We start from the raw sequence: 18,702 nt of genomic DNA, 5'->3' as shown, positions 1-18,702 counted from the left end.
TCCTTAGTTGATTTGTCGCGACAATTCATCGACAAAACGCTTCGCATCATTGAGATCTTTGTTCCAGTCCGCATAGCGTTTAGCGGTATTCAATTTTGCAATTTTTGCATTTAGCTTCGCTAGGTTAGCTTGATCTTTTGACTTCTCCAACTTTGCTTTAAGAATGCCGACTTTGGTATAATCTTGAATACCTTCCAACATACGCTCATAACGGATAGAGCTTCTTCCTTGTGGATAAACAATATAGGTGTCTCCTGCTGGCCAGGTACGGAACCTTGAATCATGCAGCGGATCTTTGACCCAGGAGTTAAACGCCCAACGCAATGCTCCATCGAAGCCTGCCGCTAGCGCATACCAAGCCATATAGGTGGATTCTGCTGGATCCGAGAACGTAAATTGATTTGGAAATTCGTCCGAACAACACACATAAAATGTCGTAATATATCCTTTTTTGCGTCGTTCAATCAAATCATTCTGGTCAAATGGATCTCCGGCGGCAACGCTGATATCGGTACTTTTATGATAACGTTGGTAGCTTTTGTGATTATCTGCAAAAGCAACCCCAAACTCAGGCGCTACTTTTTCCAACAATGCTATGGCTGGATCCATTTCTTCACGACCTCTTTCATCCATGGCGATATTGGTAATCTTCAACCAGCCCTTTGCGTTGACATGCTTGCTAAAATCCTTTAGGAAAGGCGTCCATAGTTCCTCGAATATAGCTGTACCGGGCTTCGCAATAACATTGACCAGTTCATTTTTGCTCTCATCAAAATAATGTACCTCGTTATTCCATGGTAAAAGCGAATAGCAGTTGATCTGTTTGTTGACCCCTAGATCCATCATAAAGTTTACCCACCGATCAAAAACAGTATAATCATAGGTCCAGGAACCGTCTTTTGCCTTCTTCCAGGTGATCATATCCGCATAGGGATCATAGGTCTGTACGTTCCAGGCATCCTTATTCAAGGTTGCTGTAATGACCTTCTGCCCTGCAGCTGCAAGTTGTTTCATGGTAGGCTTCAACGCTTCAAAATGCTCATCGCTCCACATCTTCACATTATTGACGCGGGCAACTGCCGAAGGGTGTTGCCATTGATCCAAATGATAAGTCCACTGGGATGCAGGTGGCAGCACATGATTTTGCACATTGACCGTAAGTTGTAACTGTTCCTTTACCTGACCATTTTGCTTAACCGAAATCGTCGTTTTATATTGTCCAGCAGCAGCTTCCTTGGGAACCTTTACTGTAATCCATACAGGACGGACTTTCTTAGCTTCAAGGTCATAGCTTTTCAGATCATCCAACATATCTGCCGAGAGAGAAGCTTTAAAATCTTCTGGTTTACGATGGCCACAACCACTTGCAAATTCGTCAGTCATAACATAACGAACAAAACGTGCTTGTACCGCATCGCTACCGATCACCTTGCCTGTTGTAGACTTTAATTCACTTGCCGATACAGCAACATCTGCTGCGGCAGCACTGGTCCATAACAATACTTGCGCCGATACCTGCTCACCTTTCCAGGCATCCACAGTCGCCGTACGTTGTGTTGTCAGATTTGGATTAACAGATTTGGGATAACGTTTGTCTATCGATACAAACGAAGCATGTAGACCGGCTTTAACATTCGACCAGTTGGATAAAGTATCCTTTGTGGGATCGGCCATTTCAGTAAATGTTGTCCCTGTAGCAAAACGCTGCTGGGAAAATCCCGGATTACTGCCACAAAATAGCATACAAGCCAGGGCAATAGAAGAATAAATTGTAGTTTTAGGCATAACAGTTATAATTAACAAAACTTTAGCGAAGCTGCCAGCAGCGATGGATTCACAATCGCATCGTTCTTTTTTCCGCCTAGGAGCGGGTGCTCAAAGAAAAAAGGCAAACAACTTCTGTTTGCCTTAAAAATACTAAAATTTTATTTATCGATAACTAACTTTGTTCAAAAATTTCAGAAAGTGCTGTATAGAGCTCGGGATGATTCTGCTTAAATTTTTCTGGATTCTCAAAAAAATACTCCGAGGCAACTGCAAAGAACTCTGCCGGATTGGTCATGCCATATACATCGATATCAGATTTATTTTCTTTTATCTTGGTAATTTCTTCCCGTATCAGATTCATAAAAGGAATGACTGAAGCTTTATCCATCAAATGTGTGGGAATGCCATCCACTGTGCCATCGGTTTTATCAATCAGATGCACAAATTCGTGTATCGCTGTATTCTGTCCATCCTTTGGATTCCTAAACCCATACTCCAATGCCGATTTAGACAATATCATTTGTCCGTTCATGGCTCCCTCACCCACCATACCCATAATATTACGGTCAGCATGGCCTTCAAATTCATAGGCTGTATTAAATTGGGAAGGATAAACCATAATATTGGTCAAATTGGGATAAGTCCATTTCTTAAAGGCAAATATTGGTATAATTGCACTGGCAGCAATCATCATATAATCTTTCAGCTCAACCACTACCCCCACACCTTCAATCTTGACCGTATCCAAAAATTTTAAACAGCGGGTTTCAAATTCCACTTTGTCCGCAGTGGACAGATTGCGGTAATAGGCAACTTCTTTTTCTAGAATTTCTTTGCCTTCGTCGCTCAATACACGTTTAATGGCTTTGCTATTTTTGGCCGTGCGATTTAACAGGTAATAAACAACATAAATGGTTACTGGTATAAGCAGTACAATGAATAGTTTTCCTAGCATATTATTTGATCTGTATCCATTTGGGATCCCGAGCTTGCAAATTACGCAAAAAGCCTTTAAAATGTGAGGTTCCAAATAAGATTAAAATCTTTTGCTGTGGAGCGTCAGCAACTAACGAAGCTAGGTTCTCTTCCCTTTTTTTCATGACAAATTCTTTATCAAATTTGTTTTTTAATGCTGCTTTTATAGGTTTGCAGGAATAAGGTTCCTGGAGCGGTGTTTTGTAATCACAATCATCCAGGTTGATCGCACCATACAGGTATTCAAACTCGTCAAGCAATTTGTTTTTGGGAATATCCGCATTCACCGCCGTTTCATAATTCACCAGAAAAAAGGAATAATCGGGCTGACTAATGATTCGCTGCCCCAGTTTACGGTACATGGGCGCCCGAAGAACCCGGGAGGTATCACCCGGTATTTCAATACATTGCTGCAACCCTAGCCGATTACCAGTAAGCTTTCTAAATTTGCGGTCATACAGATCACGTTGTGCCGCACTATCCACCTGATAAGCGATGCTTTCATAAAAAACAACATAGCCCGAATGTTGAAGAGAATCTACAGCACGCTGGATTTGATCATAGTACACACGCGTACCCAGATGCCGCATTGGAATGTAAACGACTGTTCGATTGCCGTTACGAAGTTCAAATCTACGCGAGGCATCACGCAAGACACCACTACCTTGAACCATCAATGAGGTATCACAACCTACAAAGACAAACAGTATAAAAAAAAGGGAGATAACCTGTCTCAATTGCATACGATTTCACTATATTAAAATGCTCTTTGCTAGCAAAGATAGTACCATGAAACAATTATTGCTCTCTGCCCATAAATTGAGCCTGTAGATTAGCCGTATTTCGCGATACTTCCATTAGAATAACTTGCATTGATAACAATATATTATCTCCCTTGTTCTATAAATTTTATAGGCTTGTCAATCCTATTGTTGTTCCGTTTGGAATAACTGCATTTTTTTTGATAACAACAATGCCGTCACAAATGGTATAAGTGGGATGATTGGCATTCAGCAAATGAGGTCCGCCATTGATCCGTACATCGTTACCGATACGACAATTTTTATCCAAAATAGCATTCTCAATATAACAGCGTTCTCCAACGCCCACCACAGGTATATTTTTCCGCTTTGCATCCTCCATATCGACGAGATCCTCATAATAGTCAGACCCCATCATATATGTACCGCGCACCACAGATCCTGTACCAATCCGCGAACGAACACCCACGACGGAACGGTCTATTTTATCTGCTTGGATAATACAGCCATCCGAAATGACAGAATTGATTAATGTTGTACCCGAAATTTTAGAAGGCGGCAACATCCTTGGACGGGTGAAAACCGTATTTTTATCAAACAGATTAAAGGCCGGAATATTATCAGTCAAACCAATGTTGGCCTCATAGAAAGAACCTATGGTACCGATGTCTGTCCAATAGCCCTCAAATTGATAGCTAAGCACCCTATTCGTATCAATTGCATCGGGAATAATTTCTTTTCCAAAATCCATTCCGCGATTCTCTTCCAGCATACGTTTCAGGACGCCTTTTGAAAAAACATAAATACCCATTGAAGCCAGGTATTCCCTACCCTCACCCTTTAAATGATCGCTCACTTCTGAACTCCAGTCCACCAGCTGCTCACTATTCGGCTTCTCAATAAAAGAGGTAATGTGATTCTTTTCATCCGATTTCAGTATTCCAAAACCAGTGGCATCTTTGGCGTTTACTGGAATAGTCGCAATGGTCAGGTCGCCTTCGTTTTCGACATGAAAGTCAACCAGGGCATCAAAATCCATTTGATACAGCTGATCACCCGATAAAATCAGTACATAGTCATAATCAATACTAGCCAGCTTCCGAAACGATCGCCGCACGGCATCTGCCGTACCCTCGAACCATTTATCGCCATCATTGGTCTGTTCAGCAGCCAGGATATCAACAAAGCCCTTACTAAAAATACTAAAGTTGTAGGTATTCTTAATGTGGGAGTTGAGTGACGAAGAATTGAATTGTGTCAACACAAAAATCTTGTTAAAACCCGAATTAAGACAATTCGAGATGGGAATGTCCACCAAGCGATATTTCCCGGCAATGGGAACCGCTGGCTTAGACCGTTGATCGGTCAATGGATACAGACGTGAGCCCCTTCCTCCGCCCAAGACGATAGCTACTACATTATGACGTGACATATCAAATTACATTATTTGGTTATATAGACTTATATACTTCGCTGCAGATTTATCCCAAGAAAAATCCAACTGCATCATTTTACGTTGATTCTCCTCAAACTGCTTTTTACTGTCGTAAAAATTTATAGCTCGAACAATCGCTGCACTAATTTCAGTGATTGTCAAACTATCAAAACCTACACCGTAACCATCATTTTTCAGATCGATTACCGTATCTTTTAATCCCCCCACCTGATGCACGATCGGCAATGTACCGTACTTCATCGCATAGAGCTGATTAAGCCCACAGGGCTCAACACGGGAAGGCATTAAAAGAAAATCCGCACTGGCATAAAGCCAATGGGCAAGGTTTTCATCATAACCAAAGAACACATCAAAATTATCAATTCCATCATCGACGAGTGATTTCACACGCGACTGGATCGCTGGGTCTCCGGCACCCAGTATAAATATACTTAATCTATCGCGATATTTCTCCGTCAAATCCAAAATTATCTCCGGTAGTAAATCCGCTCCTTTTTCTGTTGCAAATCGGCCGATAAAAACAAGCAGTGGTCGATCTGGATTGATTTTATACTGCTTCGCCAAAGCCTCCTTATTTTTCAATTTGCCGGAAAAAGCTTGTACAACATCATAGTTTTCGAACAAGGTATAATCAATTTTGGGATCCCAGATTTCCCAGTCAATTCCATTGACAATACCGACAGATTTATTTCGCTCATCATAAAATAGATGCTGTAAGCCATTTGCTTCCACATAGAGCTCTTCCAGGTAACCTTCAGATACCGTTGTGTAAGCATCGCAACATTTAATTAGGGCCGCAAGTGGGTTAATTAAACCATCCCAGTCCAATAATCCCCATTTCCAGCTATCGAAAGCAGGCAACAGAATGGCTTTGCTCCAATGTGTCCAGCCCTGATATTGCCCATTGTGCACGGTGGCTACCGTTTTAACATCGGCAAGAAAATTATAGTCATTGCTATACTTCATCAAAAAAGGCATCAAACCGACATGATGGTCGTGGCAATGCACAATATCAGGTACTATAGCTTTATCCTTAAACCAAGCCAATACAGCATGTTGAAAGGCGATAAACTGTTCGCCTTCATCCGGATAACAATACACCTCCTGCCGATCGAGTTTTCCTGGAATCTTGACTAAATAAAGCTCAAATCCCAGTATATTGTCTGCTTCCTTATAAACAATATAGTTCAACAATTCAGATCCTTGATAAAAAGTACCCTCGTGAACGACAGTAAAAGTATGATCCCGAACAAATGGTCGGTCATACCAGGGCATGACAACCGCCGCTTCCCAACCGAGTTTGGTCTGATATTTGGGCAATGCCCCAACGACATCCGAAAGGCCACCAACTTTGGCGACCGGATAACATTCAACACTCAAGTGAAATACTTTCATTCGAATAAGTTCTATATTTTATCTCTTTCAAAGGCAAAAAGCGACCTTCCTACTATTTATTACAACAAATTTACCGAACCTGAAAATTGAGGCCAGATCCGTATTTTATAACTCAACTTATTCTTGTGCATCATCAAATTTTCGAGAAACATATTATACAGGTGTACGTTCTCCCTGCTTCACCGGATTTACATCCTTTAGTTCCTTCTTCCTTTTGAGGATATAGCCTCCTAGAGGAGGCAAATGAAGTTGTGCAGACTGTACTTGGTTCATCCAATGCAGGTGCTCACTATGGACAACGGGATGATGTATACCTGAACCGAAATAGGTCAAATCATCCGAATTCAGCAGCACTTCCCATTCACCGGCGTAAGGTAAACCAATACGGAAATGTTCCCGAACAACAGGCGTTAAGTTAAGTACAACAACCGTATCATCCCAGGAGTCAAATCCCTTTCGCCAATAGACCACAATCGAATTTTCACGATCACCGGCATCTATCCATTCGAAACCTGCAGCATCGAAAGCCTTTTGGTAAAGACTTGGTTGAGCTTTATAAACCGCGTTCAGATCGGCTACAAATCTTTTCATACCCTGATGGGGCGCAAACTCCAAAAGATGCCAATCAAGCGATTGGTTTACATTCCACTCCGAAGTCTGCCCAAATTCACCGCCCATAAACAGCAATTTTGTTCCCGAAAAAGTATACATAAAGAGATACAAAGCTCTCAAGTTGGCAAACTTTTGCCATTCATCGCCTGGCATCTTATAAATTAGGGACTGCTTTCCGTAAACGACCTCATCATGTGACAACGGCAGCATAAAATTTTCATGGAAAGCATATACTGTCGCAAAGGTGAGTCGATCATGATGATAACTGCGATTAACTGGATCCTCTTTAAAGTAATCCAACGTATCATGCATCCAGCCCATCATCCATTTCATTCCGAACCCCAATCCACCAGCATACGTTGGCCGACTGACACTCGGCCAAGAAGTAGATTCTTCGGCGATTGTCTGCACATGTGGAAAATGTCCGTAAACGGCTTCGTTCAGCTCTTTTAAAAATTGTACCGCTTCGAGATTCTCATTTCCTCCAAATTCATTGGGAATCCACTCGCCTGCATTTCGACTATAATCCAAATACAACATAGAAGCTACCGCATCGACCCGAAGTCCATCGATATGAAAACGATCCAACCAATAAAATGCATTACTGATCAAAAAAGAACGTACTTCATTTCGCCCATAGTTAAAAATGTAGGATTGCCAATCGGGATGAAACCCTTTCCTAGGATCTTCATGCTCGTATAAGCCCGTGCCATCAAAACGATAAAGACCATGTGCATCACCAGGAAAATGCGAAGGAACCCAATCCAACAATACGCCTATCCCGGCGGCATGCAGCTCCTCAATCAGATACATGAGATCTTGTGCCGAACCATAACGCGAACTCGCCGCAAAATAACCTGTTATCTGATATCCCCAAGAAGGATAATAGGGATGCTCCATTAAAGGCATAAACTCCACATGCGTGAAATTCATTTCCTTCACATAAGATACAAGTGCCACGGCTATTTCCCGATAATTGAGCAACGTATCCGGACTTTCGGGATCCCGCGACCAGGACCCTAAATGGACCTCATAAACGGACCAGGGTTGATCCAGCCTATTTTTAACGACACGCTCCTGCATCCATTGCTTATCCTGCCACTCGTACCAGGTCGAATGAACAACGGAAGCAGTCTTTGGGGCAACTTCCCACCGAAAGGCAAAAGGATCACCTTTCTCGAGTTGCTCACCAGTATAGGTCTGGATAACATATTTATATGTCTCTCCATTGCCAAGCCCCGGAATAAACCCTTCCCAGATTCCGCTACCATCCCAGCGCACAAAGAGCGCGTGATGCTCCTTATCCCAAAAATTGAAGTTGCCGGTTACGGAGACGGATTTTGCATTTGGAGCCCAAACCGCAAAATAAACGCCTTTTTCACCGTTGACTTCCAGTTCGTGCGAACCGAACTTTTCGTATAATTTGAAGTGCTTACCCGACTGGAATAAGGCGACATCAAATTCAGAAAAGAGACTATGCGGAATTACTTCATTGGCCATGTTTAACCTTCTATCAATATGTTATCAAATTCTCGTGCGACATTAATCCAATACCGCCCCTTTTCATCTACTTGTACTTTTGTATCAATACCATCGGTCTTCACCTTCTTCACTTGAAAAGGCAGGCCGATCAACTGTAGTTTATATTCTTCGTATCGCTCTGTAAAAAGCCCATCTCTGGTTTGTTTGATCGACAAGGATTCTTTGAGCCCTGAAACCGTAAAACATTTTTCAAGATAAATATCTTGTTCATACGCAAAGGTGTCGCCATGATCTGAATACACATACGAACGGGTTACACCTTCAGCGAAGTAAACATTGAGCTGTAGCTCCTCTATTTTCTTTTCACCAGTATATTGCATCACCGGGTATTCAGGTATAACAGATCCTCCGCGAATGAAAATCGGCATTTCATCAATCGGAGTAGCGATGGTATGTTCCTTACCGCCCACGTAGATTTCATTATTGAAATAATAGAACCAAGTGCCCTCGGGTAGATAGACAATCTTGCTTTTTTGTCCTGGCTGCAATACCGGGGACACCAATATTTTATCCCCAAAACAGAATTCCTCCTCGCGTTGCCAGTTAGTCGGTATATGCTGCTCGACCATGGAAATTGGACGTAATATTGGAAAACCATACTTGGTCTGCTCCCAAAAACAGGTATAGATATACGGCAACAACTTATACCGGAGTTCGATAAATTTCCGGTTGATCTTTTCCCAATCCTCCCCAAAACTCCAGGGCTCACGATCGCGGGTATCGCCGGCAGAATGCACACGCATAAATGGCGAGAAAACGCCAAATTGCATCCATCGCGTAAATAACTCACCGTCCGGTTCGCCCGTAAATCCACCGATATCCGTTCCGCAGAAGGACATACCCGAAGTGGATAGACGCTGTAATTGCAAGGTCCCCAACTTGAGGTGTTCCCAACTCGCCAGATTGTCGCCGGTCCAAACCGAAGAATAGCGTTGTGTACCCGCATAAGCCGCTCGGGTAATGGTGAATGGGCGCTTGTTTTTATACAATTTCTTTAAGCCATCATACGTTGCCCGAACCATCTGCATGCCATAAACATTGTGTGCCTTGCGATGTGAACCCCGATGGCCATCGTACTGGTGACGTACATCGTCGGGGAATGTTCCGCGGCCAAATACCGCCGGCTCATTCATATCGTTCCAGAAGCCTGCAACACCATCTTCCACAAGCCCCTGGTATAATGTACCCCACCATTGGCGAACCTCCGGATTGGTAAAATCAGGAAATTGACAACGTCCGGGCCACACAAATCCTTCCATAAAATAATCGTCCCCTCGACGACAAAAATACCTGTTTTCTTTCCCTTCCCTGAACACCCAGTAGTTCTCATCAACCTTAATACCCGGATCGATCATCACCACGGTTTTAAAACCATCATTGGCCAAATCGCTGATCATATTTTTAGGATTTGGGAAATACTGCTTATTCCAGGTAAAACAGCGGTATCCTTCCATATAATCGATATCAAGATAAATAGCATCACATGGAATCTGTCGCTTCCGAAACTCCTCTGCCACCTTCCGGACATTCGCTTCGGGATAGTAACTCCAACGACACTGGTGGTAACCAATTGCCCACAAGGGTGGCAGGTAATGCGTACCTGTCAACGTATGATAACGACGGATAACATCGATAATATGCGGCCCGTGTATATAGTAGTACTGCAGTTCACCGCCTTCGGACCAAAAGCTTGTTTTTCCCGGATCTTCCGCCGCGAAATCAAAATACGTTTTAAAAGTATTGTCAAAGAATATGCCGTACGCTTCACCATCTTTTAAACCAATATAAAACGGAATAGTTTTATAAAGTGGATCCTGATCATAAGCAAAAGCATAAGTATCTGAATTCCAGTTTTTAAGTCTTTTACCTCTCAGATTCAATTTAGTGGCCTTGTCCCCTAGTCCATAAAAAGCTTCATTTTCAAAGGCCACTTTCGTGCTATATACATAGTAACCTCCAAAATCGGGATTTTCCTCCCAGTGCATCGGTGCCAAATCAGCGTTAAACAGCTTACCTGAACGATCAGCAAAAGAAATCAAAAAGTCACTCTTATTGATCTTACAAGAAATTGTATTCGTATGAACCAGATAATGGTCAGTCTCTTCCTTACATTGATGTATACTAACACGGTGATCTTTCTTGGCCAAGGCATAGGAGAAATCCTCCAAAAAAGTCCCTTGTGGAGCCAGCCGCACCCTGACAATCTCGTCCGTGACGATCTTGATTTCTACCTTGGCTTTGCCGTCAGAAAAATAATAGGACTTATCGTTTTGATTGTGGGCTACTATGGTTTCAAGGTATTTCTTTTCAATTTTAGGTAAATCCAATACCGGATTATTCACATGATGCATACTCTCCAAAGTACCATCATTTTCCTCCTCATTTAGTGTGGTTTGATTTAGGTTGTCGTCTTCAAGCATAGTTGTAATATGTTAAAAAGTTTCTGAAGGCTTAATTCCTCTTTAAGATAGAAAATTAATCCTGCGCTGACAACAAAACACAAAAAAAAATCCCGCCTATTGGGATAGACGGAATTTTTTTCAATACCTGTGGATAAACTTCTACAGCTTACTTAATGAAATGCGCACGAAGCATCCAAGCCATCTTCTCATGCTTTTCTAATAATCCGACCAAAAAGTCCTCCGTTCCATTATCTGCCGTTCCTTCAACTACGGAAAGATCGGCACGAATTGACATCGCTATAGATTCATGGTCAGCCAACAATTCCTTATAATAGGACTGACTGTCGGTTTTTTCTGAAGTAGACTCCGTTAAACGAGTCAATTTCAAATATTTATCAAAGGCACCTACCGCATAATGCCCTAAAGTACGTACACGTTCTGCGACTTCATCGATCACTTCAGCTAGTTCATCGTATTGTGATTCCAAAAATAAGTGAGCAGCATGAAAATCCGCACCTTCCACATTCCAATGCGCGTTGCGCGTTTTCATGTAGATAATGTGTTCATCTGCCAACAGCACATTTAGCAACTTTGCAACTTTTTTCAAGTCCGCATCTTTAATTCCAATTGAAGTTTTCATATGTATATTCTTTTGTTAACTATATGTTTTAAATGCTTAGTTAAATTTACCCAAAAATGCGGTAAAAACCAAATAAAAAGCCACTCAAATTCACAATAATTACCTCAACCCATTATACCAAAACCGACTTGCATTTCGTATAGCTGCGAAAGGTTTGCTATACCGAAAAAATGAAAATACCGAAGCTGCACCGACCTTGATCTTTGTCGACAGCAATAAAACCTAAACAGTACCTTATATACGAAACATTTTAAACAAAAATCGATCAATCTATTATTTAAAGCACATAATGTTGTATTTTTGCGGACATCTTTATTTTGAGGGAGCGCTGCGGACAAAATGGACAACAATACATATTTTCATCAATTCAAACAGGATATTTCAGCTATTGAACTTCCGAAACGATTTACTTTTCCATTTTGCTATGAACCGCACCCCCTTGCCGTCACCGCCGCACAAGAACTCCAACACTACATCGAAACCCAAAGTGATTGGACCCACAATTTTGGCCTAGACGCCGCCGTTGAGGGACTCGCTATTGGAAAAATGTTCGGTGTTCTGGTTGTCAAAAACCAACACAATGAGCTGGGCTACCTTGCCGCTGTTTCGGGAAAACTGGCCGGGAGCAACAAACACCGGCATTTTGTACCCCCCATCTTCGATATGTTGGAAGAAAACAGTTTTTTCCTAAACGAAGAGGTGCATCTCAATACGCTGAACCGAAAAATAGAAAATCTTGAAACAAGTGAAGAGCTAGCAAATGCTCAACGTAATCTTGGTCTATTAAAAAACGGATGGGATAAATCACTCGATGAGCTAAAATCGAAATTGAGAATTCAAAAGAAGGAACGCAAAGAAACCCGGACAAAATTAAAGGTCAGTTTATCGGATGCGGAGTATGAATTATTGATGGAAGACATGCGAAGCCAGAGTTTAAAAGACAAACAACAGCTTCAACGCTTTCAATATGAAATGCATTTGGCCCTGGAAACAGAAAGTAACCATTTAAACCAGTTGCTATCGACGATTACTGCGCTAAAAGAGGAACGCAAAATGCGCTCGGGAAATCTTCAAAAACAGCTTTTCGAACAATATAATTTTCGCAATGCGAAAGGGCAACACAAAAATGTAGTGGGCATATTCGATGAATTTGACCGCACAACACCGCCTGCCGGATCGGGGGAATGCGCAGCGCCAAAATTGCTGCAATATGCTTATGAAAACCAGTTAACACCCCTTGCTTTGGCCGAATTTTGGTGGGGCTGCTCACCTGCATCTGAAATACGCAGGCACAAAAACTACTACCCTGCCTGCCGCAAAAAATGTGAACCGATTTTAGGGTATATGCTCGAAGGCTTGGTCGTAGATCCCAATCCCATGCAACAGGAAACGACTTTGGATATAGCACTTCCTCAAATTTACGAAGATGAGGATATCATCATCATCAACAAACCGGCCGAATTTCTGTCTGTCCCGGGAATATATGTAAAGGATTCGGTCTACAACCGTATTCTTCAACGCTACCCAAATGCGGGACCGATTATTATCCACCGCCTGGACATGTCTACATCCGGCTTGTTGGTTGTTGCCAAAAACAAAGAGGCCCATAAATTTATTCAAGATCAATTTATACAACATACCATCAAAAAAACATACATTGCTTTACTGGATGGTATTATCGAAGCCGCATCGGGCTTGATCGACCTCCCACTTCGCGTAGATCTGGATGATAGACCCCGGCAAATGGTCTGCTACACGTATGGCAAGCCAGCGCAGACAAAATGGGAAAAAATTGCGATAGCGAATAATCAAACGAGGGTCAGGTTTTACCCCTTGACTGGCCGCACCCACCAGCTTCGCATGCATGCCGTACATCCAAATGGCCTAAATACACCTATCGTTGGTGACGATCTCTATGGCAGAAAAGCCAATAGATTACACCTCCACGCGGCTTCAATTACCTTTATTCATCCTCGTTCCAAGCAAGAAATGACCTTCGAAATCGAGCCAGATTTTTGATAGCGCTGACTATATCGTTACAAAAGTCAGCAAATAAAGCAGCGGAAAATCATCGCCAAGTCAAAATGTAATGTAAAATTTATTGACCCAAATCAACAATTTAACATAAATAATTAAAAAACAGCTGTTTACACGTAGATGTAATTCAATTACTTTCCTTTATTACATTACAATAAAATTTTAATTATTCTTAATTTTTTGTTTCCTTTGTTCACTGATTTTTTGATTTTAATACCTATAAAGTCAAAAATAAAGTAGAAACAGGAAAACAATTTTGAATTTTCAAGATTATAGCAATATAATGAGAGCTAAAATAAACGCAACAACCTTCATAACTAAACTCTTTTTTTCGATAACGCTCGTGCTAACGGTGTCTATGGCTTTTGCCCAAAACAAAACCGTAACCGGCACCGTTAGAGATGCAAAGACCAAGAATCCTATACCCTATGCTACCGTAGCCGTTGTTGGCGCACCGGCTTCTGCTGGAACCACAACATCGACCAATGCAAATGGTGAATACAAACTTGTCTTTCCAACATCTTATGTAAAAATCAGAGCAAGTTACATTGGTTATGACAGCAAAGACGCTTTTGTTACGAATGATGCCACGCAAACAAAAGAAATTCTGATGGATCAACAGGACAACATGCTGGAAGAAGTTGTCGTCAAGGCCAAAAAGAAAAAATACAGCAACAAAGATAATCCTGCTGTCGCATTGATCCGAAAAGTCATCGAGAATAAGGAAAAAAACAGACTTTCAGGGCAACAATATGCTGAATTTGACCAATACGAGAAGATGTCTTTAGGATTAAGCAATCTATCGGAGAAATTTGTCAATAAAAAAATATTCAAAAACTATCAATTTCTTTTTGAAACGGACGACTCGGCTAAAACTGCCAACAAATATGTTTTGCCTGCTTTCATTGAAGAAAAAATGTCCAAGGTATATTACCGTAAAGATCCAAGCAAAACCAAACAGTATATTCTTGGTGACCAACGGGCACAATTTGACCCAAGATTTATTGACAACGATGGTCTGACAGCCTACTTCAATAAACTGTACGAACAAGTTGATATTTATGACAACAACATTTCATTGGTTACCAATCAGTTTTTAAGTCCGATTGCAAACTCCGCACCTACTTTTTATAAGTTTTTTATTACGGATACGATTAAAACTGTACAACCTTGGTTGGTCGAATTGAGCTTCTTTCCACGCAACAAGGCGGACATGTTATTCAAAGGTCAACTGTACGTTACTTTAGACGGCAATTATGCCGTGCAGGGCGCCAATATGACTGTTGCTGATGACATTAATCTAAACTTTGTCCGTGACCTTCAGATACAGCTTAAATTTGAGAAAGACAGCAAAAGTCGCTTCTACCTAAAAACAAGCACCCTGGGTATTGATTTTTCTTTAACGGAAAAAGGCATGGGAATACGTGGAAGCCGAACAGTGGATTACAACAATTACAAAGTCGGCATTCAGCAACCTGATAGTACCTATGATGGTCCGTCTACGGTTATTGCCTATAACGTCGAAAATAAGAAAGCGACAAAATCCTTATTTGAAACACAACGACCGCTTGCCCTTGCGCAAAACGAACTGAACATCTATCATAATATTGATACATTACAAAAGATCCCTTCATTCCGTTCGTTCATGGATATCGCCGCGTTATTGCTGTCAGGATACAAACAGGCTGGCCCAGTTGAAATCGGCCCAGTCAATACATTCTATAGCTTTAACCCCGTAGAAGGTTTCCGTTTACGTGTCGGCGGACGTACGACAGAATCGTTAAGCAAGCGTTTCTATGCTGAAACTTATGCGGCCTATGGTTTTAAAGATCAGAAATGGAAATACTTTTTCAGTGGAACTTATGCGTTCAACAATAAATCAGTATACTCCTTCCCGATGCACTACATCAGGGCCTCTTATAAAAAGGATACGAAGATTCCTGGACAAAAACTGGAATTTATTCAAGAAGACAACTTCTTGCTATCTTTCAAACGCGGAGATAACGACCGTTACATCTATGAGACAAATTATGGCTTAGAGTATAAAAAAGAATTTTTAAATCACCTGGCTATTGGCGCTGCTTTCAATATCAACAGACAAACACCTGCTGGAAGTCTGACTTACCAAATGGTCGATGCCAACAATGAAAGTAGACTGTTCAATGAACTGAACTCGACCGAAGTGTCTGTAAATTTCAGATACGCTCCGCATGAAGAGTTTTATCAAGGAAAGATTTACCGGACACCTATATTCAATCAATATCCGATCTTCACGTTCAATTATACCGCTGGTATCAAAGGATTAGCGAAGGGTGAATACAATTACCACAACTTTAATCTTGGTGCATTCAAGCGCTTTTATTTGAGTCAATTTGGCTATGCCGACGTGACCGCAGAAGGAAATTATATTGCCGGTAAAGAGATCCCTTTCCCTTTCTTGACGATCCACCGTGCCAATCAGACCTATGCTTATCAATTAAATTCATACAACTTAATGAACTTCCTTGAGTTTGTCAGTGATCATAATGCCTCATTGAACGTGCAGTATTATATGAACGGTTTCCTTTTGAACAAGATTCCGTTGATCAAAAAACTTAAATTACGTGAGGTATTTAGCTTCAAAGGAGTATACGGTGGACTGCGTAAAGAAAACAATCCCGACGACCCTAACTATGGTTCAAAGGTATTCACTTGGCAGCACAATGCGGATGGCACACAAAGCTCCTATACGTTCGGTTCAGAACCTTATATGGAAGCTAGTATCGGTCTATCCAACATCTTTAAAATATTACGTGTAGACTACGTAAAACGTCTAAATTACCTTGATCACGTCGATGCACCAGCCTGGGGTATTCGTGCTCGGGTCAAATTTGACTTCTAATAGTTTCCATAAATTTATAGTATAATTTGAAGCTCTGTTCATACAAATGACAGGGCTTCTTTTTTTGCCTTATGCTTCCGCAACATCAGCTCCACCACCACCATCGCCACCTGGAGGATAAGTTGGAAAATAAAATGGTAGTGACGGATATGAAGGCTGCGACGGCGAAAAGCCTGGATTATTTGGTGGGGGGCGGCACATTCACCTCAGGTAGGGTTCGGGGAAAGATTCGTACCTGCTTCGTACCTGCTTCGGACAAGCAACAGATATTGAACAGGTGCTGTACAGTTGTTGAACAGACCCCGAACAGGAAATATCTGGTCAGGGTTTGGTCAATATATGTTGCAAGATTGTCCCCGTCCGAAGCTGGTACGAACACAATACGAAGACAATACGAAGACAGCCCCACTGCATAAGCCCTGGAGACACAAAAAGCGATATTTTATCAAAAAAAATCCCCCTTGCACATAACAAGGAGGATAAAATTAGAATATGACGATGGTTAGTTTTTATGTTTAAATGCATCCACACCACTTTGCAGGAATGCCTTGTACTCTTCTACATTGTAGTTGGCACCGCTCTGAGGCACCAGTTTTTTGCCCGTCGGATCGACAATTACATACAGTGGCTGTGAATTGCTATCGAATGTGGCAGCTTGAAAATCGCTATTTTTCTTACCGATTGTATTGATCTTTTTGCCGCTATATTTGGAAACAAATTGTTCATTGGCAGCCAGCTCGGTCTTATCATCCACAAAAAGCTCGGCCATAACAAACTCTTCTTTTAATAATTTGGCCACCGCTTGGTCTGTCCAAACATTCGCTTCCATTTTACGACAATTGACACAATTCCAACCCGTAAAATCGATTAAAACGGGCTTGTTTAATTCTTTAGCCGTAGCTAATGCCTGGTCGTAATCATAATAAGGATCAAATCCTTTTGGCGTGCCTCTTTCATGAAAAATTTCAGCATATTTTTTCACCTTCCCGTCTGAATGTGCAGCAGCACCAGAGCTTACACCCGAAGAAAGATAAAAGTCTTGTGTTGCCGATGGTGGTAAAAAAGCAGAAATCGATTTTAAAGGTGCTCCCCATAAACCGGGCACCATATAGACCACAAAAGAAAAAACAACAATTGCCAAGATCGTTCTGGGAACAGATAGGAATTTCAGCTCACTGTCATGGGAGAACTTTATCTTGCCAATCAAGTATAGACCCATCAAAGCAAAAATAGCAATCCATAGCGACAGGAACACCTCTCTATCCAACCAATTCCAGTGGTAAGCTAAGTCGACATTGGATAAAAATTTCAATGCTAAAGCGAGTTCCAAAAATCCCAATACTACTTTTACACTATTCAGCCAACCACCGGATTTCGGCAAGGATTTAAGCATGGAAGGAAACATGGCGAACAAACCAAAAGGAATGGCCAGAGCAATGGAGAATCCCAACATCCCAATTGCTGGACCTAATCTTTCCCCTTTCGAAGCTGCCTCAACCAACAACGTCCCAATAATCGGTCCTGTACAAGAAAATGAAACCAATGACAAGCTGAAGGCCATAAAGAACAAGCCGACCAAACCACCTTTATCTGATTTGGCATCCATTTTATTGACAAAGGAGCTTGGTAAAGTAATTTCAAATGCACCAAAAAAAGATGCCGCAAATCCAACCAACAACAAAAAGAAAATGAAGTTGAATATACCGTTAGTCGAAAGCGCATTGAGTGCATCAGATCCGAATGCGATCGTGATAATCATCCCCAAAGCAACATAAATCACAATAATAAATAATCCATACAACAGGGCTTTACTGATACCACTGGCACGACTTCCCGACTGTTTCGTAAAATAACTCACCGTCAGGGGTAGCATCGGAAAAATACAAGGCATCAATAATGCTGCAAAACCGCCTATAAGGCCTGCAATAAAGATACTCCACAATGATTTCTTTTCTGCCCCAGCAGCTTTTTCACCTGTTGCTACTGCCGCTACTGTGGTCTTGTTCGAGTCGGCCTTTACGGTAACGGTATCCGGAGATTCCTCAAAAGATAGTGAATCGGGACTGATCGTACCATCCGTAAACTCAAGCCCCTCCAACTTGTTTGTTGTTGTATCCGCTTGGGCAAACATGACCACAGGCGCTATCAGCAACATGAGAAGGATAAATAATTTGAAATTGACTTTCATTTTGTGTTATTCTTAGGTATATATTGGTTTTTGAATAAATGAAACC

The 18,702-nt window shown here is 41.6% G+C and carries 12 protein-coding genes; 3 read left to right on the top strand and 9 right to left on the bottom strand.

Annotated elements, in window-relative coordinates; genetic code table 11:
• Positions 1–3: 3 nt before the first annotated feature.
• From CBM24_RS09855 to CBM24_RS09820, 8 genes are all read right to left on the bottom strand, one after another.
• On the bottom strand, positions 4–1,785 hold the full coding sequence (locus CBM24_RS09855; RefSeq protein ID WP_198386082.1) for a DUF4091 domain-containing protein: 1,782 nt from the start codon (positions 1,783–1,785) through the stop codon (positions 4–6).
• Between the two features lie 154 nt (positions 1,786–1,939).
• Positions 1,940–2,722, bottom strand: coding sequence for a zinc-dependent peptidase (locus CBM24_RS09850; protein WP_088161070.1), 783 nt, complete (start codon positions 2,720–2,722; stop codon positions 1,940–1,942).
• A gap of 1 nt (position 2,723) precedes the next feature.
• The gene (locus CBM24_RS09845; RefSeq protein WP_088161069.1) at positions 2,724–3,485 is read right to left on the bottom strand and encodes a hypothetical protein; all 762 of its coding nucleotides are present in this window, start codon (positions 3,483–3,485) and stop codon (positions 2,724–2,726) included.
• A gap of 166 nt (positions 3,486–3,651) precedes the next feature.
• The gene (locus CBM24_RS09840) at positions 3,652–4,935 is read right to left on the bottom strand and encodes a glucose-1-phosphate adenylyltransferase (RefSeq protein ID WP_075992008.1); all 1,284 of its coding nucleotides are present in this window, start codon (positions 4,933–4,935) and stop codon (positions 3,652–3,654) included.
• A gap of 6 nt (positions 4,936–4,941) precedes the next feature.
• Positions 4,942–6,354, bottom strand: a complete 1,413-nt coding sequence (locus CBM24_RS09835; RefSeq protein ID WP_088161068.1) for a glycogen synthase — start codon at positions 6,352–6,354, stop codon at positions 4,942–4,944.
• Between the two features lie 153 nt (positions 6,355–6,507).
• Positions 6,508–8,466 carry a 1,4-alpha-glucan branching protein GlgB gene (gene glgB / locus CBM24_RS09830; RefSeq protein WP_088161067.1) on the bottom strand — a complete coding sequence of 653 codons (1,959 nt, stop codon included), beginning with the start codon at positions 8,464–8,466 and terminating at the stop codon, positions 6,508–6,510.
• 2 nt (positions 8,467–8,468) lie between these two features.
• The gene (locus CBM24_RS09825) at positions 8,469–10,928 is read right to left on the bottom strand and encodes a glycoside hydrolase family 31 protein (RefSeq protein ID WP_088161066.1); all 2,460 of its coding nucleotides are present in this window, start codon (positions 10,926–10,928) and stop codon (positions 8,469–8,471) included.
• A gap of 148 nt (positions 10,929–11,076) precedes the next feature.
• Positions 11,077–11,550: a Dps family protein gene (locus CBM24_RS09820; RefSeq protein ID WP_088161065.1), complete on the bottom strand. Its 474-nt coding sequence runs from the start codon at positions 11,548–11,550 to the stop codon at positions 11,077–11,079.
• A gap of 339 nt (positions 11,551–11,889) precedes the next feature.
• On the opposite strand from CBM24_RS09820, the gene CBM24_RS09815 reads away from it, so the two are divergent.
• The 3 genes from CBM24_RS09815 (at position 11,890) to CBM24_RS09805 (ending at position 16,884) form a co-directional block, all read left to right on the top strand.
• Complete coding sequence (locus CBM24_RS09815; RefSeq protein ID WP_088161064.1) at positions 11,890–13,569, top strand: RluA family pseudouridine synthase; 1,680 nt, start codon at positions 11,890–11,892, stop codon at positions 13,567–13,569.
• A gap of 376 nt (positions 13,570–13,945) precedes the next feature.
• A complete protein-coding gene (locus tag CBM24_RS09810) occupies positions 13,946–16,468 on the top strand; it encodes a DUF5686 and carboxypeptidase-like regulatory domain-containing protein (RefSeq protein WP_088161063.1) in 2,523 nt (840 codons plus the stop codon).
• A gap of 71 nt (positions 16,469–16,539) precedes the next feature.
• Positions 16,540–16,884 carry a hypothetical protein gene (locus CBM24_RS09805; RefSeq protein WP_088161062.1) on the top strand — a complete coding sequence of 115 codons (345 nt, stop codon included), beginning with the start codon at positions 16,540–16,542 and terminating at the stop codon, positions 16,882–16,884.
• Between the two features lie 86 nt (positions 16,885–16,970).
• On the opposite strand, the gene CBM24_RS09800 is transcribed toward CBM24_RS09805, so the two are convergent.
• Positions 16,971–18,656, bottom strand: a complete 1,686-nt coding sequence (locus tag CBM24_RS09800; RefSeq protein ID WP_088161061.1) for a protein-disulfide reductase DsbD family protein — start codon at positions 18,654–18,656, stop codon at positions 16,971–16,973.
• Positions 18,657–18,702 lie beyond the last annotated feature (46 nt).

The organism is Sphingobacterium sp. G1-14 (genome assembly GCF_002196555.1).
Taxonomy (GTDB): Bacteria; Bacteroidota; Bacteroidia; order Sphingobacteriales; family Sphingobacteriaceae; genus Sphingobacterium; species Sphingobacterium siyangense.
Note: the sequence above shows the minus strand (reverse complement) of the source record. Positions and strands in the feature narration are given on the sequence as shown.